The 25704-nt window shown below is 57.1% G+C and carries 23 protein-coding genes; 18 read left to right on the top strand and 5 right to left on the bottom strand.

Annotated elements, in window-relative coordinates; all coding sequences use genetic code 11:
* The first annotated feature begins 106 nt into the window (after nucleotides 1–106).
* Nucleotides 107–670, top strand: a complete 564-nt coding sequence (gene efp / locus ACQR35_RS04105) for an elongation factor P (protein WP_430269298.1) — start codon at nucleotides 107–109, stop codon at nucleotides 668–670.
* Nucleotides 670–1080: a transcription antitermination factor NusB gene (gene nusB / locus ACQR35_RS04100; protein ID WP_430269297.1), complete on the top strand. Its 411-nt coding sequence runs from the start codon at nucleotides 670–672 to the stop codon at nucleotides 1078–1080. The genes efp and nusB overlap by 1 nt, the downstream gene beginning before the upstream one ends.
* A 110-nt stretch (nucleotides 1081–1190) precedes the next feature.
* On the opposite strand, the gene ACQR35_RS04095 is transcribed toward nusB, so the two are convergent.
* Complete coding sequence (locus ACQR35_RS04095) at nucleotides 1191–2351, bottom strand: PrsW family intramembrane metalloprotease (RefSeq protein WP_430269482.1); 1161 nt, start codon at nucleotides 2349–2351, stop codon at nucleotides 1191–1193.
* A 122-nt stretch (nucleotides 2352–2473) separates the two neighbouring features.
* On the opposite strand from ACQR35_RS04095, the gene pyrR reads away from it, so the two are divergent.
* The 13 genes from pyrR (at nucleotide 2474) to ACQR35_RS04030 (ending at nucleotide 17447) form a co-directional block, all read left to right on the top strand.
* Nucleotides 2474–3049: a bifunctional pyr operon transcriptional regulator/uracil phosphoribosyltransferase PyrR gene (gene pyrR, locus ACQR35_RS04090; RefSeq protein WP_430269296.1), complete on the top strand. Its 576-nt coding sequence runs from the start codon at nucleotides 2474–2476 to the stop codon at nucleotides 3047–3049.
* Nucleotides 3046–4059 carry an aspartate carbamoyltransferase catalytic subunit gene (locus ACQR35_RS04085; RefSeq protein WP_430269295.1) on the top strand — a complete coding sequence of 338 codons (1014 nt, stop codon included), beginning with the start codon at nucleotides 3046–3048 and terminating at the stop codon, nucleotides 4057–4059. The genes pyrR and ACQR35_RS04085 overlap by 4 nt, the downstream gene beginning before the upstream one ends.
* On the top strand, nucleotides 4059–5399 hold the full coding sequence (locus tag ACQR35_RS04080) for a dihydroorotase (protein WP_430269294.1): 1341 nt from the start codon (nucleotides 4059–4061) through the stop codon (nucleotides 5397–5399). Before ACQR35_RS04085 ends, ACQR35_RS04080 begins: the two co-directional genes overlap by 1 nt.
* On the top strand, nucleotides 5399–5932 hold the full coding sequence (locus tag ACQR35_RS04075) for a hypothetical protein (protein ID WP_430269293.1): 534 nt from the start codon (nucleotides 5399–5401) through the stop codon (nucleotides 5930–5932). Before ACQR35_RS04080 ends, ACQR35_RS04075 begins: the two co-directional genes overlap by 1 nt.
* Nucleotides 5910–7145 carry a glutamine-hydrolyzing carbamoyl-phosphate synthase small subunit gene (gene carA / locus ACQR35_RS04070; protein ID WP_430269292.1) on the top strand — a complete coding sequence of 412 codons (1236 nt, stop codon included), beginning with the start codon at nucleotides 5910–5912 and terminating at the stop codon, nucleotides 7143–7145. Before ACQR35_RS04075 ends, carA begins: the two co-directional genes overlap by 23 nt.
* Nucleotides 7145–10444, top strand: a complete 3300-nt coding sequence (gene carB, locus ACQR35_RS04065) for a carbamoyl-phosphate synthase large subunit (protein ID WP_430269291.1) — start codon at nucleotides 7145–7147, stop codon at nucleotides 10442–10444. Before carA ends, carB begins: the two co-directional genes overlap by 1 nt.
* On the top strand, nucleotides 10437–11273 hold the full coding sequence (gene pyrF, locus ACQR35_RS04060) for an orotidine-5'-phosphate decarboxylase (protein ID WP_430269290.1): 837 nt from the start codon (nucleotides 10437–10439) through the stop codon (nucleotides 11271–11273). Before carB ends, pyrF begins: the two co-directional genes overlap by 8 nt.
* Nucleotides 11274–11478: 205 nt before the next feature.
* The gene (gene mihF, locus ACQR35_RS04055; RefSeq protein WP_430269289.1) at nucleotides 11479–11796 is read left to right on the top strand and encodes an integration host factor, actinobacterial type; all 318 of its coding nucleotides are present in this window, start codon (nucleotides 11479–11481) and stop codon (nucleotides 11794–11796) included.
* Between the two features lie 20 nt (nucleotides 11797–11816).
* Nucleotides 11817–12389: a guanylate kinase gene (gmk, locus tag ACQR35_RS04050; protein ID WP_430269288.1), complete on the top strand. Its 573-nt coding sequence runs from the start codon at nucleotides 11817–11819 to the stop codon at nucleotides 12387–12389.
* Between the two features lie 38 nt (nucleotides 12390–12427).
* The gene (gene rpoZ / locus ACQR35_RS04045) at nucleotides 12428–12688 is read left to right on the top strand and encodes a DNA-directed RNA polymerase subunit omega (protein ID WP_430267204.1); all 261 of its coding nucleotides are present in this window, start codon (nucleotides 12428–12430) and stop codon (nucleotides 12686–12688) included.
* A 15-nt stretch (nucleotides 12689–12703) separates the two neighbouring features.
* Nucleotides 12704–13966, top strand: a complete 1263-nt coding sequence (gene coaBC / locus ACQR35_RS04040; RefSeq protein ID WP_430269287.1) for a bifunctional phosphopantothenoylcysteine decarboxylase/phosphopantothenate--cysteine ligase CoaBC — start codon at nucleotides 12704–12706, stop codon at nucleotides 13964–13966.
* A gap of 100 nt (nucleotides 13967–14066) precedes the next feature.
* Nucleotides 14067–15275, top strand: coding sequence for a methionine adenosyltransferase (gene metK / locus ACQR35_RS04035; protein WP_430269481.1), 1209 nt, complete (start codon nucleotides 14067–14069; stop codon nucleotides 15273–15275).
* A 21-nt stretch (nucleotides 15276–15296) separates the two neighbouring features.
* The gene (locus ACQR35_RS04030) at nucleotides 15297–17447 is read left to right on the top strand and encodes a primosomal protein N' (RefSeq protein WP_430269286.1); all 2151 of its coding nucleotides are present in this window, start codon (nucleotides 15297–15299) and stop codon (nucleotides 17445–17447) included.
* Here the strand turns inward: ACQR35_RS04030 and ACQR35_RS04025 are convergent.
* The 4 genes from ACQR35_RS04025 to ACQR35_RS04010 are packed head-to-tail and all read right to left on the bottom strand — an operon-like array spanning nucleotide 17444 to nucleotide 21348.
* The gene (locus tag ACQR35_RS04025; RefSeq protein WP_430269285.1) at nucleotides 17444–18544 is read right to left on the bottom strand and encodes a glycosyltransferase family 4 protein; all 1101 of its coding nucleotides are present in this window, start codon (nucleotides 18542–18544) and stop codon (nucleotides 17444–17446) included. The two genes, ACQR35_RS04030 and ACQR35_RS04025, sit on opposite strands and share 4 nt — an antisense overlap.
* Nucleotides 18541–19512, bottom strand: coding sequence for an alpha/beta fold hydrolase (locus ACQR35_RS04020; protein ID WP_430269284.1), 972 nt, complete (start codon nucleotides 19510–19512; stop codon nucleotides 18541–18543). The genes ACQR35_RS04025 and ACQR35_RS04020 overlap by 4 nt, the downstream gene beginning before the upstream one ends.
* Before the next feature lie 2 nt (nucleotides 19513–19514).
* The gene (locus tag ACQR35_RS04015; RefSeq protein WP_430269283.1) at nucleotides 19515–20363 is read right to left on the bottom strand and encodes an aldo/keto reductase; all 849 of its coding nucleotides are present in this window, start codon (nucleotides 20361–20363) and stop codon (nucleotides 19515–19517) included.
* 10 nt (nucleotides 20364–20373) lie between these two features.
* The gene (locus ACQR35_RS04010) at nucleotides 20374–21348 is read right to left on the bottom strand and encodes a sugar-binding transcriptional regulator (protein WP_430269282.1); all 975 of its coding nucleotides are present in this window, start codon (nucleotides 21346–21348) and stop codon (nucleotides 20374–20376) included.
* 150 nt (nucleotides 21349–21498) lie between these two features.
* On the opposite strand from ACQR35_RS04010, the gene ACQR35_RS04005 reads away from it, so the two are divergent.
* The 3 genes from ACQR35_RS04005 to glpK all read left to right on the top strand — a co-directional run bounded on the left by ACQR35_RS04005 (nucleotide 21499) and on the right by glpK (nucleotide 25644).
* A complete protein-coding gene (locus ACQR35_RS04005; protein ID WP_430269480.1) occupies nucleotides 21499–23205 on the top strand; it encodes a glycerol-3-phosphate dehydrogenase/oxidase in 1707 nt (568 codons plus the stop codon).
* 75 nt (nucleotides 23206–23280) lie between these two features.
* Entirely contained in the window at nucleotides 23281–24030 is a 750-nt protein-coding gene (locus ACQR35_RS04000; RefSeq protein WP_430267197.1) for an MIP/aquaporin family protein, read from the top strand.
* Nucleotides 24031–24129: 99 nt separating this feature from the next.
* The gene (glpK, locus tag ACQR35_RS03995) at nucleotides 24130–25644 is read left to right on the top strand and encodes a glycerol kinase GlpK (protein WP_430269281.1); all 1515 of its coding nucleotides are present in this window, start codon (nucleotides 24130–24132) and stop codon (nucleotides 25642–25644) included.
* Nucleotides 25645–25704 lie beyond the last annotated feature (60 nt).

Genomic DNA, 25704 nt, shown 5'->3' with positions numbered 1-25704 from the left:
GCTTGGCTGTTATTCCAGCTAGAATAGTTCTTGGATTTTTGATAAACACGGGCGCTCGGGCTCTGGGTCCGCCCGACTGAGCAGCCGGTCAACAGAGAGAGACACAGTGGCAAGCACCAACGACATCAAGAACGGTACAGTCCTCAAGCTTGAGGGGAATCTCTGGAACGTCATTGAATTCCAGCACGTTAAGCCTGGCAAGGGTGGCGCTTTTGTCCGCACCAAGATGCGCAATGTGCTCTCCGGCAAGGTGGTTGACAAAACGTTCAACGCTGGCGCCAAGATCGAGACCGCAACTGTTGACCGCCGTGACTACACCTACCTGTACCAGGATGGTGCTGACTACGTTTTTATGGACGTTCAGGACTACGACCAGCTCACCGTTACGGCGGAGACTGTTGGCGACGCAGCTAACTTTATGCTCGAGAACCAGAGCGTTGTGATCGCTATGCACGACGGGGCTCCCTTGTACTTGGAACTTCCTGCCAGCGTTACCTTGGAAATCACCTACACCGAGCCGGGCCTTCAGGGCGACCGCTCCTCGGCAGGCACCAAGCCGGCAACGGTGGAGACCGGCTACGAAATCCAGGTCCCCTTGTTTGTTGAGCAGGGTACACGCGTAAAGGTTGACACCCGTGACGGTTCTTACCTGGGACGAGTCAGCGAATAGTGAGTGCCCGCAGTAAAGCCCGTAACCGGGCGTTGGATGTACTCTTCGAAGCCGAGCAGCGTTCGGTTTCGGCGTTTGACGTAATGCGTGACCGTCGTGAGAAGACGGATCAGATCATTAACCCTTACACGATGGAAATCGTAGAAGGCGTAGTTTCCATGCAGGAAACGATTGATGAGTTCTTGACCACGTACGCGCAGGGCTGGACCCTCGAGCGTATGCCGAACGTGGACAGGATCCTTTTGCGGATTGGCACCTGGGAACTTCTGTACAACGATGACGTGCCGGACAACGTGGCCGTTAGCGAAGCAGTGGCCTTGGCCAAAACGCTCTCCACCGATGAATCTCCTGCGTTTATCAATGGCCTTTTGGGCCGTTTGCAGCAGCTCAAACCGAGTTTGCTCGCTTAGACAACTAAGTCATCAGTAACTAAAAAGTGGCGGACCTCAGGGTCCGCCACTTTTTAGTTAAGCGCTAGTGCTCACTCACCAATTCGTAGAGGAACTAATTCGGTCTGGAACTAATTCACGACGGCGGCGCGCAGCACCGTGATCTGCTCCAAGAGCCGCTGCTCATCACGCTGGTGGTCGTTGATACTCCGCCCGCTGTACATACGCTGGCGGGTGAACGCGAGGGAAGTCGCGGCTCGAATAAAGGCCTTCATGGGCTCGTAACGTCCCACACTTTGGGACCAACGGCGGGCTGCCTTGCGACCGGCTCCCGTGGCCAACATTTGAACTTCTTGCGGGGTAAACCAGCCCGCGGCGGCGTACTCGCTCAGGCGCTTACGGGTAAGTTTTGATTCGTGGACTCGCAGAAGAATGAATCCCACAACGGCAGCCACAAAGATGGGGAACTGGACCACAAGGTAGAGCCAAAGAAAGTCTTCGCCCATGCTATTCCAGCGGTTATGCAAGAACATGGCGGGGATCAAACCCACCACAAAGGCGGCTACAGACAAAGCGGTATTCCACTGGCGTGCCGCTAGGCCCATTAAGAGGCCGGTGGTTCCAGTGAAGATTGCATGGGCGAATGGCGAGAGAATGCCACGCATAAACACCAAAACCCAAAAGTCTGGGCCAACAGTGGCTGACTCGGCATACTGGCGGCCGAAGTAGAGGATGTTCTCGGTGAAGGCAAAGCCGGCCGCGATGGTAAACGCAAAAACCACACCATCCACCGGGCCGTCAAAATACTTACGGGCCACCAAGATTAGAACGAGCAGACCTAAAGACTTTGAAAATTCTTCAACCACTGGCGCTTCAACGGTGGCTAGGAAGTTGAGGTACTCGGTTTTGCTACCGCCACGAGGTCCAAAGAGGGCCATGAATGTTGGCTGAATGAGAGTGGTGGTGGCGATGGATACTGTGGCGCCCCAGAGCAGGGCAAAAACTAGCAGCCGCTTGGGTTCTGGCTCCCAACGATCCATCAAATACACGGCCCCTAGAACAACGGCCAACGGCACTAGTGACGCTAGAAATCCATAGAAGAAGCCGCTGGTCCCGGTGTTTCGCAGAAGAAACGGTAGAACAAAGACCAGGCTGGCAAAGGCAAGCACACCACCACCGATCGAAAGAATCAAAGTGGTAGCGTTTAGTGGCTTCTCGGCGGCCGCCGGTAAGGGCTGTGTCCATACGGGTTGAAGCCGTGTAGTACCCGGGTTGTTCCACGGTTGCTGCATACTCATGGCTCACAGCCTAGTAGTTCCTACAGCTATACGAGGTGTCTATTGTGATAGTTTGGGAACCGCAATCATCCTTTTTTAATTCCGTCCTGTGAGGCGGGGAAAGGGGAGAACGAACGGTGACAAATGTCAACGAAGGGCAGCATCCGCAACGGGTTGTATTAAACCAGGCGGATATTGACCGAGCGCTCACCCGTATCGCCCATGAAATTCTCGAGGCTAACAAGGGCCCTAAGGACTTGGTCCTGTTGGGTATCCCTCGCCGTGGTTATCCGCTAGCCCAGCGTCTGGCCGCAAGAATTGCAGCGGCGGATCCTAGTGTTGATCCCGAAGCAATCACCGGCCAATTGGACGTCACCATGTTCCGGGATGATCTTGCCCGGCAGCCAACACGGCCTCCATTGCCAACTCAACTTCCACAAAGCGGAATTGACGGCAAAGTAGTGGTCCTCGTAGATGACGTCCTCTATTCCGGACGCACCATCCGAGCAGCACTAGACGCCTTAGTAGATCTTGGCCGCCCCCGGGCAGTACGCCTCGCTGTTTTGGTTGACCGTGGTCACCGGGAGCTACCGATCCGCGCCGATCACGTAGGTAAGAACCTTCCCACCTCAAGTGAGGAAAAAGTCCGGGTCCACCTCGAAGAAGTCGATGGTCCCAGCAACAACGAGGTTGTTATCGAGGGCAGCCTGTGAAGCACCTACTCTCAACTCAAGACCTGAGCCTAGAAAACGCTGTTCGAATTTTGGACACCGCCGAAGAAATGGCTCACGTTGGCGAACGGGAAGTCAAAAAGCTTCCAGCACTTCGAGGCCGAACCGTAGTGAACCTCTTTTTCGAGGACTCAACCCGGACCCGAATCTCCTTCGAAGCTGCAGCCAAGCGACTCTCAGCGGACGTTATCAATTTTTCAGCCAAGGGCTCCTCAGTCTCCAAGGGCGAATCACTCAAGGACACGGCGCAGACTCTGGCCGCCATTGGCGCAGATGCCGTAGTGATTAGGCACTGGGCATCCGGGGCGCCGCAACGGCTCGCCAATACTGACTGGATTGACGCCGCTGTTATCAATGCTGGCGACGGCACACACGAGCACCCAACCCAAGCCCTCTTAGACGCATTTACCATGCGCAGGCACTGGAGCAAGCTTTCCGGAAAAGCATCCATCGGCGCGGACCTTGCCGGTATGCGGGTGGCTATCGCTGGGGACGTCTTGCACTCACGCGTGGCCCGATCGAATGTGTGGCTACTTCACACGCTCGGAGCGCACGTAACCTTGGTGGCCCCGCCCACTCTCCTGCCTATCGGCGTCGAATCTTGGCCGTGCGCGGTCAGCTACGACCTCGACGCAGTCATCGAAGGTGGTATCGACGCGATGATGATGCTTCGGGTTCAAGGCGAGCGAATGAATGCCTCATTCTTCCCATCGGTCCGTGAATATTCGCGGCGCTGGGGATTCGACGATTCACGTTTGCACGCACTGGACACACTCGGTCTCAAAGACACCATCATCATGCACCCGGGGCCCATGAACCGCGGGCTGGAGATTTCTTCAGCCGCTGCAGATTCCCCGCGTTCTACAGTCCTGGACCAGGTACGCAACGGCGTTTCGGTTCGGATGGCTAGCCTGTACCTCTTGATGTCAGGCGGTCTTCAGCACACGACGGACGCAAGCGCCCTATCTTCTTCAGCGAAAGCGAGCCAGTAATGACCACGAGCTATTTGATCAAAGGCGCCTCGATTCTTGGCGAACGCACAGCTGACCTACTTATCTCCGGTGGCGTTATCGCAGCAATCGGCGATGACGCCTCCAACCATGCCGATGCGCAAAATGCCACGGTCATTGACGCAGCCGGGCTGGTAGCCCTTCCGGGCATGGTGGATGTTCACACTCACTTGCGTGAACCAGGGCGCGAAGACGCCGAGACAGTAGAGACCGGTACTCAAGCAGCCGCGCTGGGCGGTTACACGGCTGTCCACGCGATGGCCAACAGCAACCCTGTTGCTGACACCGCGGGTGTTGTTGAGCAGGTTCACAGCCTCGGCATCGCCGCCGGTTGGGTGGACGTTCGTCCAGTAGGTGCTGTCACAGTGGGACTGGCCGGCGAGCAGTTGGCCGAGCTTGGTGCCATGGCCGATTCGCGTGCTCAAGTGCGGATGTTTTCAGACGACGGTATATGCGTCCACGATCCGGTCCTGATGCGCCGGGCGCTGGAGTACGTGAAAGCGTTCGACGGCGTTATTGCCCAGCACGCCCAAGAACCTCGGCTAACCGCTGGGGCGCAAATGAACGAAGGTATTGTGTCTTCGGTACTCGGCTTAACCGGCTGGCCGGCCGTCGCCGAAGAATCCATCATTGCTCGGGATGTCCTGCTGGCCCAACACGTTGATTCTCGATTGCACGTGTGCCACGTTTCAACAGCAGGTTCGGTAGAAATCATTCGCTGGGCCAAGCAGCGCGGCATCAACGTCACAGCGGAAGTCACTCCGCACCACTTGCTACTCACCGATGAATTAGTACGTAGCTACAACCCGGTGTACAAAGTGAACCCGCCGCTGCGAACCGAAACAGACGTCCACGCATTGCGTGCGGCCCTGGCAGACGGCACCATTGACGTGATTGGGACAGACCACGCCCCGCACCCCAGCGAGCACAAAGACTGTGAATGGGCCCAGGCAGCCATGGGTATGACTGGTCTGGAAACGGCGCTTTCGGTAGTCCAGGCCACCATGATTGAAACTGGTTTGATGAGTTGGGCGGACTTCGCTCGTGTGACGTCCACGGCCCCGGCAGCCATCGGACGCCTCCCGGATCAGGGCCGACCGCTTGAGGTTGGCGAACCGGCAAACGTCATTTTGGTGGACCCGGCTGCCCGCTGGACCGTAGACCCTAATAAGATGGCCACTATGGGCCGCAACTCACCTTTCGCAGGCCGGGAACTTCCCGGTGCGGTTCAGGCAACGTTCTTCCGAGGCCATCCAACCGTGCTGAACGGCAAACTCAACACGCCGTACCGTGTTACTGGTGCCGAAAGTTCGGTGAACTAGTGGACAAAATTATCCCCGGCATAGTCATGCTGCTGGTAGCCCTGGCAGTTATCGCATTGCTCGGTGTGGGGTGGCGGAACCGCCTCAAACGCCAGTCCGACGTCCAAGCTTTGGAACCCCTACCAGAACACCTCGGTGATGCATCATTGAGCGTTGCTGGTCAGTACGTGGCCACCACCAGTGCGGGGGACTGGCTGGACCGAATCGCCGTTCATTCGCTGGGTATTCGCACCCTCGGTGAACTACACGTGTACCCGGGTGGGATCGTGATTGACCGTGCCGGTGCCTCGGCCATTTATATCAGCAGCACCAAACTCACCGGAGTCCGCACCGAGTCTGGGATGGCCGGAAAGTTCGTGGCTAATAACGGGCTAACGGTGATTTCATGGTGGCTCGGAGACAAGGAAGTGGACACGGGCTTCCGGGTTCGTGTGGTGCAACAGCGCGAACAAGTCCTTGACGCGATCGCCACTTTGATTCCAAACAATATTCTTCCCGCGGAGAACTCAGATGAGGTCAGCCGTGGAAATTGAAGCAACACACAGTGAACAAGAGGGAACAGTGACTACAGATTCCACCCGAGCAGCAACAGATACCCCTGCGGTGCTGGTTCTCGAAGACGGCCGAATTTTCAAGGGGCGCAGTTACGGCGCGGTTGGGACCAGTCTGGGAGAGGCTGTTTTTGCCACCGGCATGACGGGTTACCAAGAAACCATCACCGATCCTTCTTATGCGCGCCAGATCGTTGTCCAGACGGCACCGCACATTGGAAACACGGGCGTTAATAAAGAAGACGCTGAATCTCGGCGTATTTGGGTGGCTGGTTATGTGGTGCGTGACGCTGCACGCCGCCCGTCGAACTGGCGCTCCGAGCGTTCCCTTGACGAAGAGCTGGTGGAGCAGGGCATTGTTGGCATCCAGAGCGTAGACACTCGTGCCATCACCCGCCACTTGCGTGAACACAAAAGCATGCGCGCCGGCATCTTCTCTGGTGCAGCTGCCCAAGCCTCTGAGGCTGAACTGCTGGCGCAGGTGAAGGCCAGTGCACCTATGGAAGGTGCACGGCTGGCCGAGGAAGTTTCAGTTGATGAGGCCTACGTCGTAGAGCCCGCAGATTACGGCTGGGAAGGCGAGCCCGCCTACACCATCGCTGCGATTGACCTCGGTATCAAAGCCATGACGCCCGTCCGTTTTGCTGAGCGTGGCGTGCGGGTACATGTTCTGCCTGCTACCTCCACACTTGAAGACGTTCAGGCAGTGAACCCGGATGGCTTCTTTATGTCAAACGGCCCTGGCGATCCTGCCACGGCAGACCAGCAGGTTTCCCTGCTCCGCTCTGTCTTGGACGCCAAAGTTCCGTACTTCGGTATTTGCTTTGGAAACCAGATCTTAGGCCGTGCTCTAGGATTCGGCACTTACAAACTGCGGTACGGCCACCGTGGAATCAACCAGCCCGTTCTTGACCGGAAGACCGGCAAAGTGGAGATCACTTCGCAGAACCACGGCTTCGCCGTAGATGCCCCGATGAAGGGTGCCACAACGGCTCCAGAGTCGCGTTACGGCCGGGTTGAAGTTTCCCACGTCAGCCTCAATGACGACGTGGTTGAAGGGCTTGCTTGCTTGGATATCCCGGCGTTTTCAGTTCAGTATCACCCCGAAGCCGCGGCCGGCCCGCACGATGCCGCTTACCTTTTTGACCGTTTCATCGATCTGATGGCTTCCAGCAAGCAGAAGGACTCCAAGTAATGCCCAAGCGTACAGATCTCAAAAGCGTCCTTGTTATTGGCTCCGGACCCATTGTTATTGGCCAAGCTGCAGAGTTTGACTATTCCGGCACCCAGGCCCTGCGCGTCCTCAAAGAGGAAGGGCTGCGAGTTATTCTGGTCAACTCCAACCCGGCCACGATTATGACGGACCCCGAGTTTGCCGATGCCACATACGTGGAACCGATCACCCCCGAAGTGGTTGAGAAGATTATTGCCAAGGAACGGCCCGACGCCGTATTGCCCACCTTGGGTGGACAGACGGCACTGAACACCGCCATTGCTTTGGACAAAAACGGTGTACTGGCCAAGTACAACGTTGAACTCATCGGTGCCAACATTGCAGCGATTGAGCTCGGTGAGGATCGCGAAAAGTTCAAGGGTGTTGTTGAGCGTTGTGGCGCCGAATCGGCTCGCAGCCACATCATTCACACCATCGACGAGGCCATCAAAGCGGCTGAGGATTTGGGTTACCCCATGGTGGTACGCCCCTCATTCACCATGGGCGGTTTGGGCTCAGGCCTTGCGTACGACGAGAAGGACTTGCGTCGAATTGTGGGCCAGGGCCTGCAGTACAGCCCCACTTCTGAGGTTCTACTTGAAGAGAGCATCCTCGGGTGGAAAGAGTACGAACTCGAAATGATGCGCGACAAGAACGACAACGTGGTGGTTGTCTGCTCGATCGAAAACTTTGACCCGGTGGGTGTCCACACCGGTGACTCGATCACTGTTGCCCCAGCATTGACCCTGACGGACCGCGAATACCAGCGACTGCGTGACATCGCTATTGCCGTGATTCGTGAGGTTGGTGTGGATACCGGTGGCTGCAACATCCAGTTCGCCATTGAACCGAGCACTGGGCGCGTTGTGGTGATTGAGATGAACCCGCGTGTGTCTCGTTCTTCGGCCCTCGCCTCCAAAGCAACCGGTTTTGCCATCGCCAAGATCGCCACCAAGCTTTCGCTCGGCTACACCTTGGACGAGATTCCCAACGACATCACGCAGAAAACTCCGGCTTCCTTTGAGCCGACCCTTGACTACGTTGTGGTCAAGGTTCCGCGCTTTGCGTTTGAGAAGTTCCCGGCCGCTGATGACACCTTGACCACCACTATGAAATCGGTGGGTGAAGCTATGGCTATGGGTCGTAACTTCACTGAGGCGCTCCAAAAGGCTCTTCGTTCCCTTGAGCAAAAGGGCGCGTCGCTAGACTTCACGCCGGTTCCGGAGTGGGAAGTTGCAGAACTCATTGAAAAGGCAAAACGTCCGACGACGGAACGCCTCTCACAGGTTCAGCGCGCCTTGCTTGGGGGAGCTAGCGTGGAAGACCTCTACGCAGCCACCAAGATTGATCCTTGGTACCTGGATCAGCTCCAGCTCCTTAACGAGATCTCGGTGGAGATCCGCCAGGCCGGCTCGCTCAACGCCGAGATGCTTCAGAAGGCAAAGCGCCACGGCTTCTCTGATGAGCAGATTGGTGCTTTGACGCACAACGCTGAGGCAGTGGTGCGGGGTGTTCGTCAGGCATTGGGTATCCGTCCGGTGTACAAAACGGTGGATACTTGCGCCGCAGAGTTTGCCGCGTACACCCCCTACCACTACTCCTCTTACGACGAGGAGGACGAGGTTGCGCTGCACGCCAAGCCGTCAGTGATCATTCTGGGCTCTGGCCCTAACCGTATTGGTCAGGGCATTGAGTTTGACTACTCATGCGTTCATGCTTCCATGGCCCTGCGCAAGGCTGGCTACGAGACTGTGATGGTCAACTGCAACCCTGAGACTGTCTCCACTGACTACGACGTCTCCACACGTTTGTACTTTGAGCCGCTGACCCTTGAGGACGTCCTTGAGGTCATCGCCGCGGAAGAGCGCACCGGTGGTGTGATGGGTGTGTTCGTTCAGCTCGGCGGTCAGACACCGCTCAAGCTCGCGCAGCAACTCGCCGATGCCGGTGTTCCGATCCTTGGCACGTCTCCTGAAGCCATCGACTTGGCTGAGCACCGCGGTGCGTTCTCACGTGTTCTGGACCAGGCCGGGTTGGTTTCACCTAAAAACGGCACAGCAGTTTCCTTTGAGGATTCCAAAAAGATCGCTGACGAAATCGGCTACCCGGTTCTGGTCCGCCCGTCCTATGTTTTGGGCGGACGCGGCATGGAAATCGTTTACGACGAGGCCAACCTCTCGCGCTACATTGCCAACGCCACTGAGATCACCCCCGATCACCCGGTACTCATTGACCGCTTCCTTGAGGACGCGGTTGAGATTGACGTTGACGCGCTCTTTGACGGTACTGACATGTACCTTGGCGGGATTATGGAGCACATCGAAGAGGCCGGCATTCACTCCGGTGACTCCGCTTGTGTGTTGCCCCCTATCACCTTGGGCAACAACGTGATCGAGCGCGTTCGGGTTGCTACCCGCGCCATCGCCGAGGGTGTCGGGGTACGCGGTCTGATCAATATTCAGTTCGCACTTGCCTCGGATGTGCTCTACGTTTTGGAAGCAAACCCACGCGCCTCGCGCACCGTTCCGTTTGTTTCCAAGGCAACGGGAGTGCAGATGGCAAAGGCAGCAGCCTTGATTGGTACCGGTGTGACCATTCACCAGTTGCGCACCGCATACAAGATGCTCCCAGAAACCGGCGATGGTTCTACGCTGCCGTTGGACGCACCGGTTGCAGTCAAGGAAGCTGTGCTGCCATTTAGCCGCTTCCGTACCCCGGAGGGCACTGTTGTTGACTCGCTTCTGGGCCCGGAAATGCGCTCCACGGGTGAAGTGATGGGTATCGACAAGCACTTTGATACAGCGTTCGCTAAGAGCCAGGCAGCTGCGAACAACGCCCTTCCCACCGAAGGAAAGGTATTTGTCTCGGTGGCGAACCGGGACAAGCGAGCTGTGATTATGGGCGTCAAGCGCCTCTCAGATCTCGGCTTCGAAATCGTCTCCACCGGTGGCACTGCGGATGTTCTGCGCCGCAACGGTATTCAGGCATCGACGGTACGTAAGGTTGCTGAAGGCAGTAGCGCAGATGGTGAAGGCACCATCGAAGACCTCATCATTGCTGGGGAAATCGACATGGTGTTCAACACACCTTCCGGTGGTGAAGCACGTAGCGATGGCTATGCACTCCGTGCAGCTGCAACCTCGATCGGCATCCCCTGCATCACCACGGTTGCCGAGTTCAACGCGGCAGTTCAGGCCATCGAAGCCGTACGCAGCTACGAATGGTCGGTGACGAGTTTGCAAGAGCACGCAGCGGCGTTGAAGGCTTCCAGCGGTGTCTGATCAACTGAGCTTCGGAGCCCGTTTGGCGACGGCGATGGAGACCCACGGACAGTTGTGCGTGGGAATTGATCCGCACCCAAGCCTCCTCGAGGCGTGGGGGCTGAACGACGACGTCGCCTCGCTAGAGCGCTTCTCGCGAACCGCTGTGGAGGCCTTTGCCGGGCTTGCCGCTGCCGCCAAACCCCAAGTTGCGCTATTTGAGCGGCACGGTTCGGCAGGTATGGCAGTGCTTGAGAGAGTCCTCGCGGACTTGGCGGCAGCTGAGGTGCTGAGCATTGCTGACGCTAAGCGGGGAGATATTGGTTCAACCATGGCCGCCTACGCTGATGCGTGGCTTCGTGATGGTTCGCCACTTGCCGCTGACGCTCTCACAGTGAGCCCCTATTTAGGGTTCGAGTCTTTGCGCCCTGCCTTGGACATGGCAGAAAAGACGGGGCGAGGCGTGTTTGTTCTGGCCCTGACCTCGAACCCAGAAGGCGCTGCGGTTCAGCACGTGGGTGGCCGCGATTCAGTGGCAAGGCGGATTGTTCAAGCCGCCGCCACGGAGAATGAACGCTACGGTGCCCGGCTTGGTTCGGTAGGCCTTGTGGTGGGTGCAACGGTGGGGGAGTTCCTCGAGGAACTCGAAATCGATTTGCTCTCAGTTCGCGGCCCCATCTTAGCCCCCGGGCTTGGCGCTCAGGGCGCAACTGCTGCAGATCTGCGCAGCGGTTTTGGTTCTGCTTTCAGCGCGGTTCTAGCGACCTCAAGCCGAGACATCTTGGCAGCTGGACCCACGGTGAACGGACTTCGCCAGGCCGTTGAACGGACCCGGGACGCACTGGCCTAAACCTGTCGTATGCGTTCTTGCCGTCGTCGAACCTAAAACGGTACTGAGCTTGGCCAGAACTACTCCCAGTAGTTCTGGCCAAGCTATTTAAGTGGCACTATTATTTTGTGACACTGGTCACTGGCCAAGAGTTCAGGTAGGTTCAGGAAACGTCCACACGCCGCCCGCTGTGGCACCTGTTTATGAGCCCAGGGGGAGATATAACGTGAGTCTTCGCGCACTGACCACCGAGGAGCGGCTTGAAGCCCTAAAAACGGCCGCCGAAGCGCGCGCGGCGCGTGCCAGGGTCAAGGAACAACTCAAAGCTGGTTCAGTGTCGATCACTGAGCTCATTACTGCGGCAGAGAGTGATCATGCCCTGGCGCGCATGCGGGTGAATGAACTTCTAGAAGCGCTTCCGGGCGTTGGCAAAATTCGGGCAGCGGCAATTATGGAAGACTTGAACATTGCTGCCTCGCGGCGAATCAGAGGACTTGGGATTCATCAGCGTCAGGCACTGGTAAATTTTATTGACCACAAATAACTGCGCAGCCTAAGGAAAATGTGAGCGAGACTCTGGGACTAACGGTCCTCGCCGGCCCCACCGCCGTGGGCAAAGGCACCGTATCTACGTATATCCGAGATAACTACCCGCAGGTTTGGCTTTCTGTCTCTGCCACCACACGTGCACCGCGGCCCGGCGAAATTGATGGAGTTCACTACTTCTTCAAATCTGCCGAAGAGTTTGACCAGCTAGTGGCTGATGGTCAAATGCTTGAGTGGGCAGTTGTCCACGGCCAAAACCGATATGGCACGCTGCGTAGCAGTGTTGAGGACGCCGTTGCAGCCGGCAAAGCCGTTCTCTTGGAGATAGATTTGCAGGGTGCGCGGCAGGTCAAAAAAGCAGTTCCGGACGCTCGTTTTGTGTTTTTGTCCCCGCCCAGCTGGGACGAAATGGTCCGCCGACTTGTGGGACGCGGCACGGAAACCCCAGAAGAACAGCAACGACGCTTGGAAACCGCTAAACTGGAACTTGCTGCCGAACCGGAGTTTGACCACACCGTCGTTAACGACGACGTTCGCCGGGCAGCTGACGAACTTGTTTCACTAATGGGGCTTACGCCTAACCCGCGCTAAAGCCGGGACTTATTGTCAGAACAGATTTTGGAGAATTCGTGTCCACGAACAATGAAGGCATCATCAACCCGCCGATCGACTCCCTCCTCGGAGCAGCCGATTCCAAGTACGGTCTGGTGATCTTTGGTGCCAAGCGGGCACGTCAGATCAACGCGTACTACGCACAGCTGCACGAGGGCCTCTTCGAGTACGTTGGCCCGCTCGTAGACACCCACTTGAACGAAAAGCCGCTCTCCATTGCTTTCCGTGAAATCAACGAGGGCCTGCTGGTTTCTGCCCCGATCGAATCCGCCGAGTAAATTCCGGATCCGCGCGTGCGAATAGTTTTAGGAGTCGGAGGAGGGATTGCTGCCTACAAGGCGGCATCGCTCCTCCGACTTTTCACTGAGTCTGGACATTCCGTCACGGTGGTGCCTACCGAAGCTTCCTTGAAGTTTGTAGGGATAGCCACGTGGGAAGCGTTGTCCGGAAAGCCAGTGAGCACCACCGTGTTTGACGCGGTGGACCAAGTGCAGCATGTCCGTCTTGGTCACGACGCTGACTTGATAGTCGTGGCACCGGCTACGGCTGACCTGCTGGCGCGTGCCGCAAGCGGCCAAGCCAATGACCTGCTCACAAACACCTTGCTTATGGCGTCTGGGCTCGTGCTCTTCGCCCCGGCGATGCACTCAGAAATGTGGCAGCACCCGGCCACAGTGGAGAACGTCGCCACCCTCCGCAGGCGAGGTGCTCACGTACTTGATCCCGCCGTCGGACGTTTGACCGGCGCTGATAGCGGTCCCGGACGTTTGCCGGAACCTGAGGAGATTTTTGGCGCTGCAATGGCCCTGGTCAGTGACCGCGGGGCAGAGCAGCCAACTCCGGCGCCCTCGGCTGGCCAGCTAGCCGGCCAGCGCGTAGTGATCACGGCGGGTGGAACCCGTGAACCTTTGGATCCCGTGCGGTTTTTGGGTAACCGGTCTTCGGGTAAACAGGGCGTGGCACTTGCTAAGGCGGCACTGGCCGCTGGCGCCCAGGTGACCTTCATTGCAGCGCACATGGATGTTCAGGCACCCGAACGCGTAGAGCTCCGCACTGTTGAGACAGCTTTGGAACTTCGTGAAGCCACGCTGAAGGCAAGCGAACAAGCTCACGCTGTCATTATGGCCGCAGCAGTGGCAGATTTCCGGCCTGCGAACGTGTCCGCGAGTAAAATCAAAAAACGTCAGGATGCTCCAGACGCTCCTATTGAGCTGGTTCGGAACCCGGATATTTTGCAAGAACTTGTTCAACGGCGTGGTGATGGCCACTGGCCGCGACTGATTGTGGGTTTTGCTGCCGAAACCGGCGACGCCGAAGCTGACGTCCTTCAGTACGCCCAAGCCAAGCTAGAACGCAAGGGCTGCGAACTTCTGGTGGTCAACCAGGTAGGTACAAATTTGGTGTTTGGACAAGACGAGAATTCCGTATTGATCCTGGCACAAGGGGGAGCGGCTCCGGACGCTGTCCAAGGCAGCAAAGAACACGTGGCCCAAGCGGTCATCGCGCGAGTGGGGCGCGAATTGGAAAGTGCCACACCAGCACCCCTTCCACGCTAAAACACGATAGAAACCGAGTTCCCCCGGCATTGTTGAGCTGTACTACGGCTCAACCGAGTGCGCGGTAGCCAGCTAGTAGAGTAGATAAGTGACTTCCCCTATGCAGAGCAATGCAAGCGCCAAACTTCGCCAGTTCACGTCCGAATCGGTGACCGAAGGCCACCCGGACAAAATCTGTGACCAGATTAGTGACGCGATTTTGGACGCTTTGCTCGCGGAGGATCCCGAATCCCGCGTAGCCGTTGAAACTATGGCCACCACGGGTTTGGTGCACGTTGCAGGTGAAGTTACTACCAACGCATACGTTGAAATTCCCCAAATTGTGCGTCAAACCATTTTGGGTATTGGTTACGATTCCTCCGCCAACGGCTTCGACGGGGCCCGCTGTGGGGTTTCGGTGTCCATCGGTCAGCAGTCCAACGACATAGCTGACGGTGTCTTCAGGTCAGTCGAAGCTCGCGAAGGCCGCATGGTCGATGAGTACGATCTTCAAGGTGCCGGGGACCAAGGCATTATGTTTGGTTACGCTTCCGACGAGACTCCCAGTTACATGCCAACACCCATCTGGTTGGCGCACCGTTTGTCTGAGCGCCTCACCCAGGTACGCAAGAGTGGCGAGTTGGCGTACTTGCGCCCAGACGGAAAAACGCAGGTCACTGTTGGTTACGACGGCGACCGTCCGGTAAGTGTTCAAACGGCAGTGATCTCTAGCCAGCACGCCGAGGACGCCTCGCTAGCCCAGTTGCGAGCAGACCTAGCCGAACATGTTATTGATCCCGTGATGGCAACTTCTAACTTGGATGTTGCAGGGCTGGAATACATTCTGAACCCCGCGGGTCCCTTTATTATCGGTGGCCCTGTGGGCGATGCTGGCCTGACCGGCCGCAAGATCATTGTGGACACCTACGGCGGATTCGCTCGCCACGGTGGTGGAGCATTTTCCGGAAAAGACCCCTCCAAGGTTGACCGCTCTGCAGCTTACGCACTGCGCTGGGTAGCCAAAAACGTGGTTGCTGCGGGCCTAGCAAGGCGCGCAGAAGTTCAGATTGCCTACGCCATTGGCCAGGCCCGCCCCGTGGGTGTGTACGTTGAAACCTTCGGAACAGAGACGGTTGATCCAGAGCAAATCTCTGAGGCAATTGCTAGTGTGTTTGATCTACGACCGCGAGCCATCATTGATGCTTTGGAACTCAAACGCCCCATTTACGCCAAAACGGCAGCCCACGGACACTTCGGCCGCGATGATCCAGACTTTACGTGGGAACGCCTTGATCGTGTTGAGGATCTTAAGTCTTTCTTTAACGCCTAAAACAATGCAGGGGGAGCGATGATGGACCATCAGTCTCGCTCCACTGCTCGCACCTCAGCGAGCGCCGCATCCGTGGAGGCCACAAACGCCGAGTACCGGCAGCCAAGCCTGCTCCAGGGTTTTAGTTCGCCTAAGAAGCTGCCTGCCAAGGCAGGTGTACCTCTGGCTACAGACCTGCCGATTGCACGAGTGGTCATTGAATCCTCCTTGCCACACTTGGACCGAACCTTCGACTATTGGGTGCCAGCGAGTATGGCTGACACAGCTCAAGCAGGTGTGCGAGTTAAGGTTCCCTTCTCTGGCAGGGACGTCTCAGGTTTTGTGGTGGGGCGCGTTGAAAGTAGCGAAGCCGAACGTGACTTGGTACCACTGGGAAAGCTGATCTCACCGGTACCTGCGCTGAGTGAAGATGTTGTTGCCTTGTGTGAATCGGTGGCTGCGCGGTATGCGGGAACCCTCAGTGACGTTATTCGCTTAGCGGTGCCGCCACGGGTGGCAGGTGTCGAAAAAGAATATCTAGTGCGTTACCCCGGAGTCCAAGCCCCATCGGAGACTCTGGACATTGACCTGCCGGAGAGTTCGGGGTGGGATGCGTACACCAGTGGGGCTGCTTTTTTGGCCCACCTCCGCGAAGGACACTCGCCCAGAGCTGTGCTGAGCGCGGCCCAAGGATATGGGGTGGACGGCTGGCCTGAGCTATTGGCCCAAGCGGCAGCGACTGTCCGTGCAAGTGGGAGAACAGCAGTGCTGGTAGTCCCCGATCAGCGTGATCTCGCTCGTTTGGAAGCCGCAATGTTGGAGCTCCTGCCGGCCAGTGACATCGCCCGGTTGACGGGGGAGGACGGCCCCACCATCCGCTACGGGCATTTTATGCGCTTGTTGCACGGGGAAGCGGGGGTAGCGATTGGTACTCGCTCCGCGGCTTATGCGCCAGTAAAAAACCTTGGTCTTGTGGTGTGCTGGGACGACGGCGATGACCTGCATCTTGAGCAACGAGCCCCTTACCCGCACGCCCGCGAGGTTTTACTTTTGCGCGCAGGGCTCAGCAACGCAGCAGTGCTTCTGGCTGCACATTCACGCAGTACAGAAGCTCAGCGGCTGGTTGAGAGCCGCTGGGCTAACTCCATCACCGCGCCACGAAATATCCTGCGTACTGTCACGGCACGCGTGGTTAATACGGCTGATAGTTTCCAGCAAGAGCGCGATCCTCTAGCTGCCATCGCCCGGATGCCCCACGTGGCCTGGCAAAGCGCCAAAGAAGCGCTTGATCACGGCCCTGTTCTGGTGCAAGTGGCTCGAAGTGGCTATTCGCCAACACTTCTTTGCACCACGTGCCGCGAACCGGCGCGATGTACTCACTGCCAAGGGCCGTTGGCCGTAACGGCCGCCGGAAACAACGTGCAGCAAACTCCTCTTCCACAGTGCCGTTGGTGCTCCACGCCTGAGCCACAATTTACGTGCCAGTATTGCCAAGGTCACGGGCTTCAAATGGCTGGCAGCGGTGCTTTGCGGACCGCCGAAGAACTAGGCAGGGCGTTCCCAGGGGCTACCGTGGTTAATTCCTCGGGGGAGCACGTCAAAAGTTTTGTCAAAGGCAAACGAACCCTGGTGGTTGCCACGGTAGGTGCGGAACCCGTTGCTGAGGACGGCTACGCTGCGGCGTTGCTTCTAGATGGCAACATGCTTCTACGTCGCGAGTCACTCCGCGCCGGTGAAGACACGGTGCGGCGTTGGTTCAACGCTGCTGCCTTGGTGCGGCCAGCCAAAGATGGTGGTGTCATAGTGGTTACGGCCGACGACGAAGCCTCCGTTGGTGCCTTGTTGCGCTGGGATCCGGCTGGCTTCGCAAGCCGGGAACTAGAACTTCGCCGCGACCTTGGCCTCCCACCGGCGGTGCGCGTGGCAGCGCTTACCGGGCCCCGCCCCGGCGTCGAACACTTGACCCAAGCTCTCACTGGAGAACTTTCATTACGGGTGGCTGGCCCGGCTGCTGCACCAGGGAACCACGCTGCCGTGTCAGACGCGGAGGACGAGGTCCGCACCCTCGTGTTTATCCCTTACGCTCAAGCCGCCAAGGCCACAGGGATTTTGCGGGCAGCCAAAGCTGCTTCAGCTGCCAAACGAACACATCAGCCGGTGCAGGTTCGGCTCGACGGCGTGGACGTACTCTAACGCTTCGTTTTGCTCGCTGCATCGAGCGCGCGGTCCTGAACGATGCCTTCAGCGACCTCAAGCAGCTGGCGTGCAGATTCCGACCAGGAGAAAGCTGCGGCGCGTTCCACACCGGCTCGTGAACGTTCGCTCCAAACTCCAGGCGCTTCAAGCTCGTGGACGGCCGCTGCAAAGTCTTGTGGCGAGTCGGCTGGAACATAAGCTGCAGCTTCGCCACCCACTTCACGGAAAATGTCGGTGTCACTCACCACCACCGGCGTGCCCAAAGCCATGGCTTCAACCAAGGGTAGGCCGTAACCTTCCGCGTGGGAGAGAGTGACGAGGGCAGTGCATGTGCGTAATAACGAGTTGTATTCTTCTTCGCTCACACCGTTGTGGAATATAACCTTGGCACCAGCGGGCACCAAGGCTTCTAGCTGTGCTCGGCGCTCCGGGGTAATTCGGCTCAGGAGGTGGAGAGAATACTCATCGAGACTAGCCATTCCTTTGATCAGTGTTTCTACGTTTTTGTACTCCATAAAGGAGCCCATGTAGAGCAACGTTTTTTCAGGGGACTCGTCAGGGTTGCGCGCAGTTGCACCGGGTTGGGGTGCGTTACTAATGATCTTTACCGGGCGGCGGGTCAGTTTGTGCTTTTTGATTAGCGCTTCGGTTGTTTTGCTGATGGTGGCCACCACGTCAGCCCTGTTCAGGAGCAATCTCTGTGGCCAAAATGCCTTGTGATACAAACGCCACAACACGCGGACTGGTGCTGGCAAAAAGCCTGGAGGGGCAGGGTGTTCATAGTAAATGAGGTCATGCAAAGTCAGGACCAAACCGTATTTGCGGCCCCAACTGCCCATAGTTTGCATGGGGCACACCACTACGTCGGCGTTCAACTTGTTGATTTCACGTGCCACAAAAAGTTCGCGCGGGGACAGCGGGCTACTAATTTTTACGTGTGGAACATCTGGGAGGAGCTTGAGCTGCCGGTCGTCGTTGATAAGCATGGTTACGTCAGCGATCTTAGCTGTGGCGGCAATCAGGCTGGCCCCGTAGCGACTAATACCATCGTGCTGTTCGGTGCGAGTAAAGCGGGCATCGATCACGATCTTCATTTAGTCTCCTCGAGGAAATCGCGGATAAAAGTCGCTGCAGCTTCCGGCGTTTCGTAGTGAATCAAATGTCCGACGCCGGGAATCACCTGAAGTTCAGCGTTCGGCAGATCTGCGAGAAGGACTTTTTGGGAGTCCAGTGTGGCGATCTCGTCCTTTTCGCCGGCAATCAGTAGTACCGGCAGTTTGAGTTGCGGAGCTACTTGGCGGACCGTAGTGCTCACTGATGCCTTGAACGATTCAAGGAGGGAGGTCCGGTTGGCGAAGGCACTGAAGTACGCATCGTGCTGGCCATGGATGAATCTGCGTAGGCCCGAGTCGTGTGTTTTTGCCATGGCTACACTCATCACCCGGACAATGGCCTTATTGCGTAAAATTGCCTGACCAGCAGCTTCCGGTAACCGGGTTGCAGCCTGGTAATAGCCCACTGCCAGCCTTGTCATAATCCCCTTGGGGCCCTCGAGGGCGGGGGCAGCAATGGGGTTGATGAGGATGAGTGGGCGTAGCGCCTGCGGGTTTTTTGCCGTGAAGTGGCTCGCCACAATTGACCCAAACGAGTGACCCACTAGTGCCGTGTCAGGGCCAAGATCTAGGGCTGAAACAAACTCCTCAACAAAGCTCACGTAGCCCGCAATGTTGTGCGTTCGGTCAGTGAAAGCCGCTGACTCGCCAAAACCGGGAAGATCAGGCATCAGGAATCGGTACTCAGGCAAAGCATCAACCACCCGCTCAAGACCGTGGTGGTCTCCGCGGAAGCCATGGATCACCAAAATGGTCTTCGGGGCCGAACCGTCCGAGGTGGGCTCCGTGAGCACGGGGGAGTATTCCCAATAGGCCACCTCAGTACCGGATTCTTCTGTACCGGACGCAGCTGTACTGGATTTTAGGGTCAAGCTGTGGCGCTGCGTACGTTGAGCCAATTGCGGGCTGAGGAAGCCTCGCGTGGGGATTTCATTCACTTGTTGAGTCATTTCTAGACAACCTTGTTGGGGTCAGAACCACTGCGGAACCCGCGGTCTAAAGCAGCAATGGCGGCCAAGTCGGGGGCACCCAACTCAAAGTCAAAGACGTTCAGGTTTTCGCGAATTCGTGCAGCGCTGCTCGCCTTAGGAATCGCGATGTTCCCTTGGTGCATGTGCCAGCGGAGAATAATCTGGGCTGGAGTTCGATGGTGTTGCGCAGCGATTTCAGCAATCTTTGGATCCTCGAGAACCTTGCCGCGGCCCAGTGGGCTCCAAGCCTCTGTTTTGATGCCCAAGGAATCATGGAGTTCGCGGAGCTCGTTTTGCTGGAGCCAAGGATGCAGCTCTACTTGATTCACTGCCGGAACTACGTTGCTTGCCTCTAGGAGCCGTTCTAGGTGTTCTGGCTGAAAGTTGGAGACACCAATGGCCCGGACTCTGCCCTCGTTGTACAGGGTTTCCATGGCCCGGTAGCTCTCCACAAAAAGCCCGCGGCCAGGCACCGGCCAGTGAATCAAGTACATGTCCAGGTACTCGAGCCCCAGCCGTGACATTGATTCGTCGAAGGCACGCAAGGTCGAGTCGTAGCCTTGATCGTCATTCCACAACTTGCTGGTGACAAAAATATCTTCTCGGCCCAATTGCCCGCCGTCGTGGGTAACATCGCCGGCCATCCCAACACCCTGACCGGTCCCTATCTCGTTGCCGTAGAGAGTTGCCGTGTCCACATGGCGATAGCCGGTTTGCAGCGCCGTGAACACCAGCGAACGGGCGTCCGCGGAAGGGACTTTGTACAAGCCAAAGCCCAACTGGTCAATTAAGACGCCGTTGTTCAGCGCTACTTTGGGCGAAAGTCTCATGACCTCGAGTCTACATTTGGGGCTGCGCCCCAGCGGCAAGATCGCTATCCACCAAGCGGCGTGCCGTGGCCTCGTCAACGATCAGGTCTGTTGCAAGCCCAGCCACCAGCGCGCCGCGGAGGCCATTGATTTTTGCCGCTCCAGACACTACACAGATTCTGCGACGCACTTGACGCAAAAGTGCATGCGTGGGGCCAGAGGAACGTTCATTGAGATCAATACCGTCGGTGCTGCCATCGGCGCGGAAAAACACAGTGGCTACGTCGCCGCTGACCTTACTTTCCCGCAAGGAGCGAAGATCATCTTCGTCAAGGTAGCCACCTGCGTACACGTGGCTTGGGTATCCGGACTCTATGGAGCCCACACCAAAGACAGCCACTGTCATTCGGGACTGGAGATCTAGCATCCGTTTGATACTGCGTTCTTGCCACATGGCCTCTTTGGTCTGCGCCCGATCAAAAAACGCAGGCACCGGAAATTGCTCTACCTTGGCGCCGAATGCCACACCGAAGCGGCGCATAATGTCACTCGCGTAGCTAATGCCAGTTGTTTGAGTATTACCAGCCCCGTTGAGCTGGACAATAACGGTGTCGTGCGTAATTTTTCGGTTCAAGTGCCTGCTCACCGCGCTCACAGTAGATCCCCAAGCCACCCCCACGATGGCATTGGAATCCACTAACGAGGAGATAGTGCGTGCTGCTTGAAGCGCTACGCGGTCTAGGGTTTGGCCTTCGTCAAGGGTGTCAGCAACAGGCACCACATGGGCCATCACTCCATATCTGCGGCGGATAGCGCGTTCAAGTTCTGGGGCGCTTTCTACGGTGCTGCGGATTTCAATCTGGACAAGGCCGCTCTCTCTTGCTGCCGAGAGTAAGCGTGAAACGGTAGAGCGTGAGGTGCGCAACTCGCGGGCGATCGCATCCATGGTCAGATCTTGCAGATAGTACATTTGGGCCGCCCGCAAAGCATCAGACTGTTTGCGCATAATGATCCGTTCTGCACATATGTGCACATAGCTTGACGCCTTTTCCCAGAGTTTCAAGAATAGTCGAGGTAAGTGCTTAGACGCATGTTGTGAAGATTCAAGGGAGAAACCGTGGCTAGGAATGCCCAGCAGGCCGATGCGCAAGTAAAGGTGCGCAACAGTGTCGAGTCGATTCGACGCCGACCGGCCGCTAAGGTCCTGATTGTTGGCGGAGGTATCAACGGCGTCGGAACGTTCCGTGATCTGGCCCTGCAGGGTGTAGACGTAGTCCTTGTGGAGCGAGGCGACTACTGCCAAGGCGCCAGTGGGGCTTCCTCACACATGATCCACGGTGGCATCCGTTACCTCGAAAACGGTGAGTTCCGTCTGGTTCGTGAATCCGTAGTTGAACGCAACCGCTTGATGAAGATTGCACCTCACTACGTGAAGCCGCTGCAAACCACCATCCCAATTTTCAGCACTTTTTCTGGCGTTCTGAACGCACCGTTGCGTTTCCTCACCCACAAGCAAGGTAAGCCGCAAGAACGTGGCGCATTCCTGATCAAGCTAGGTTTGAGCCTCTACGATTCCTTCTCCCGTGACGGTGGAACTGTGCCGCGGCACCAGTTCGCTGGCCGCGAGAAAGCACTCAAGGAATTGCCACGCTTGAACTCCGGCATTAAGTACGCTGCTACATACTTCGATGCTTCTGTTCACAACCCGGAGCGTTTGACCCTTGACGTCCTCCAGGACGGCGAGAAGGCCGGCGGCGACAAAGCCCGCGCTTCCAACTACCTGTCTATGGTGGGCACCGGGGCGGCAGGCGAGGCTAACGGCACTGTACGGTTGCGGGACGAATTGAGCGGAGAAGAATTTGATTTCACCGCCGACCTCATTGTGAACACCACCGGCGCGTGGGTAGACCAGACCAACGCCACCTTTGGCACTGCCACTGCATTTATGGGTGGTACCAAGGGTTCGCACATTGTTCTGGATCACCCCGAGCTCCTCGCCGCCTGTGCTGGTCGAGAAATCTTCTTTGAACACACCGATGGTCGTATTGTGCTCATCTACCCCATGGGTGACCGGGTTTTGGTAGGAACTACGGACATCGACGCGGACATGAGCGAGGACGCAGTCTGCACGGAAGAAGAGATCGACTACTTCTTCGATCTGATTTCTCACGTTTTCCCGGATATTGCTGTGGGACGCGAACAGATCGTATACACCTTCTCCGGTGTTCGGCCGCTACCGCGCCACGATGAGACCCAGCCGGGCTTTGTCTCCCGCGATTACCGCATTGAGCGCGGTTCTTTGGGTGGCACCCCGGTGCTCTCGCTGGTTGGTGGCAAATGGACCACTTTCCGTGCCCTCTCCGAGCACCTGTCCAACGAAGTCATGGACATCATTGGTGTACAGCGACGTCAGTCAACTGCCGAGTTGGCTATCGGTGGCGGTGCTAACTATCCGCGAAGCGCTGAAGCCGAGCAGGAATGGATCAAAAAGCGGATTGCGCCGGGCCTGGATGCTGCCCGCCTCGAGGTCCTTTTGACTCGTTACGGTGCCCGTGCTGACGAGGTTCTTGAATTTATGGCTGCCGGTAACAACGCGCCGTTGCAGTCAACCCACGAGTTGAGCACTCGTGAACTAGAGTTCATTGCCCAGAACGAACAAATTGGTCACTTGATTGACGTCTTGATTCGCCGCACCTCCCTGGCGTTTAGGGGATTAGTTACTGGTGAGATGCTGCTCGAAGTAGCAGAGGTCTTGTCAGAAACATTGAATTGGGACAAGGTTCAAGTAGCTAAGGAAATCCAGAACGCTGTTGAAATTCTGGACCGCCGCCATGGGGTTCAGGTAGACAGTTTGGTGTCCTAAGTCTTTCCGGACGAGGGATTGAATACGGTTCTTTCCATCACGAAGAACTGACAACAGAAAATAGAGGAGTCAAAGATGTCTCTTGGAATTGTTTTCCTGTCCGAGGTGTTCGGTACAGGTATGCTCACGCTGCTTGGTTGTGGCGTTGTAGCTAACGTGGCGCTTAAAGGAACCAAAGGCAATAACGCCGGTTTCTTGATGGTGACATGGGGCTGGGGTATTGCCGTGTTCGCAGGTGTGTATGTTGCTGCGAAGTCAGGTGCTCACTTGAACCCTGCTGTGACCATCGGGTTGCTGACTGCTGGCAAAGCAGAATACGCCGCCGGCGTCCCGATCTCCTTTGGATCCACCGTCACTTACTTGGGCGCCGAACTTCTCGGCGCATTCCTCGGCGCAGTGTTCTGCTGGTTGGCCTACAAGCAGCACTTCGACGCTGAGCCTGAGGCGGCTAACAAGCTCGGTGTTTTCTCCACTGGTCCTGCGATCCGTAACAACACCTGGAACGTTATTACTGAGGTCATCGGTACCTTCGTATTGGTATTTGTGATCTTGGCCTTCGGCGGCACCCCCTCGGGCTTGGGCCCACTGGCGGTAGCTCTATTGGTTGTTGGTATCGGTGTATCCCTTGGTGGACCCACCGGCTACGCCATCAACCCGGCACGTGACCTTGGCCCGCGTATTGCTCACGCACTTCTACCGATCAAGGGCAAGGGTTCCAGCGACTGGAGCTACGCCTGGATCCCAGTAGTTGGCCCACTCGTGGGTGGTGTGATCGCTGGTCTGCTCGGCCGTGTATTGCCGATCATCTTTACCGCAGCTGCCTAGTCACGCTGCATCGCATCAGTTACATCTAGAACGTTGAAAGGGGTGCGGCGCTGATAGGCGCCGCACCCAAAAATCCAAGCAACTGACAAGGACGTCACCATGTCGCAATATGTCATCGCCATCGACCAAGGCACCACGAGCAGCCGAGCAATCGTTTTTGACCACTCGGGAAACATTGTTTCCACCGGTCAAATGGAACACGAGCAGATTTTCCCGCAGGCCGGATGGGTTGAGCACAACCCGGCAGAGATTTGGAACAACACCCGCGAAGTCATCGGTTCTGCGTTGTCCAAGGCAAACCTCACACGGCATGATATTGCCGCCGTAGGTATTACCAACCAGCGCGAAACCGCTGTTGTTTGGGATAAGAACACCGGTGAAGCTGTTTACAACGCCATCGTTTGGCAAGACACCCGCACACAGTCCATCGTTGAAGAACTTGCCAAGGACGGCGGCCTGGACCGTTTTAAGCAAAAAGTCGGCTTGCCCCTGGCAACCTACTTCTCAGGCACCAAGATCAAGTGGATTTTGGACAATGTTGAAGGTGCTCGTGAAAAGGCAGAAGCTGGCGATTTGATCTTCGGTAACACCGACGCTTGGGTTCTGTGGAACCTGACCGGCGGTGTAGACGGTGGCGTTCACGCTACTGACGTCACCAACGCCTCGCGCACCATGTTTATGGATCTTGAGACCTTGAGCTGGGATCAGGAAATTTTGGACGCCTTTGGTGTTCCGGCTTCTATGCTTCCGGAAATCCGCTCCTCTTCTGAGGTCTACGGTACGGTTCACACTTCTCAGCTGTTGCGCGAAGTTCCCGTATCAGGCATCCTCGGTGACCAGCAGGCGGCAACCTTTGGTCAGGCGGCATTCGAAGCTGGTGAAGCTAAGAACACCTACGGTACGGGTTGCTTCTTGATCTTCAACACTGACACAAACATTGTTCACTCCAAGAACGGTCTGCTGACCACTGTGGGCTACAAGCTTGGTGACCAGCCAGCTCACTACGCTCTTGAAGGTTCCATCGCTGTTGCCGGGTCTTTGATCCAGTGGTTGCGTGACAACTTGGGCATGATTTCCTCGGCCCCTGAGGTTGAAACCTTGGCGGCCTCGGTGAAGGACAATGGTGGCGTTTACATTGTTCCGGCGTTCTCCGGTCTGTACGCACCGTACTGGCGTTCGGATGCCCGTGGCGCCATTGTTGGCCTCACGCGCTTCGCCAACAAGGGTCACATTTCCCGCGCTGCTTTGGAAGCAACAGCTTTCCAGACCCGCGAGGTCCTTGACGCTGTCAACGCTGACTCGGGTGTTCCGCTCACCGAGTTGAAGGTCGACGGCGGAATGGTCGCCAACGAGGCACTGATGCAGTTCCAGGCAGACATCTTGGGTGTTCCAGTGGTCCGTCCAAAGGTTACCGAAACCACCGCGCTTGGTGCAGCCTACGCTGCAGGTCTTGCTGTTGGTTTCTGGAAGGACCTCGGCGAACTCTCCACAAACTGGAACGAAGACAAGCGCTGGGAGCCTTCCATGGAAGACGACGAGCGTGAGCGCCAGATGCGTTTGTGGAAGAAGGCAGTCACCAAGTCCATGGACTGGGTCGACGACGACGTTCGGTAACCATCAAACGTTCTGAACAAAAAGCCCGGTTGTCTCCACTTTTACAGTGGAAACAACCGG

Origin of the sequence: Pseudarthrobacter sp. J1738 (assembly GCF_050490315.1) — a bacterium.
Taxonomy (GTDB): domain Bacteria; phylum Actinomycetota; class Actinomycetes; order Actinomycetales; family Micrococcaceae; genus JBNPEO01.
Note: the sequence above shows the minus strand (reverse complement) of the source record. Positions and strands in the feature narration are given on the sequence as shown.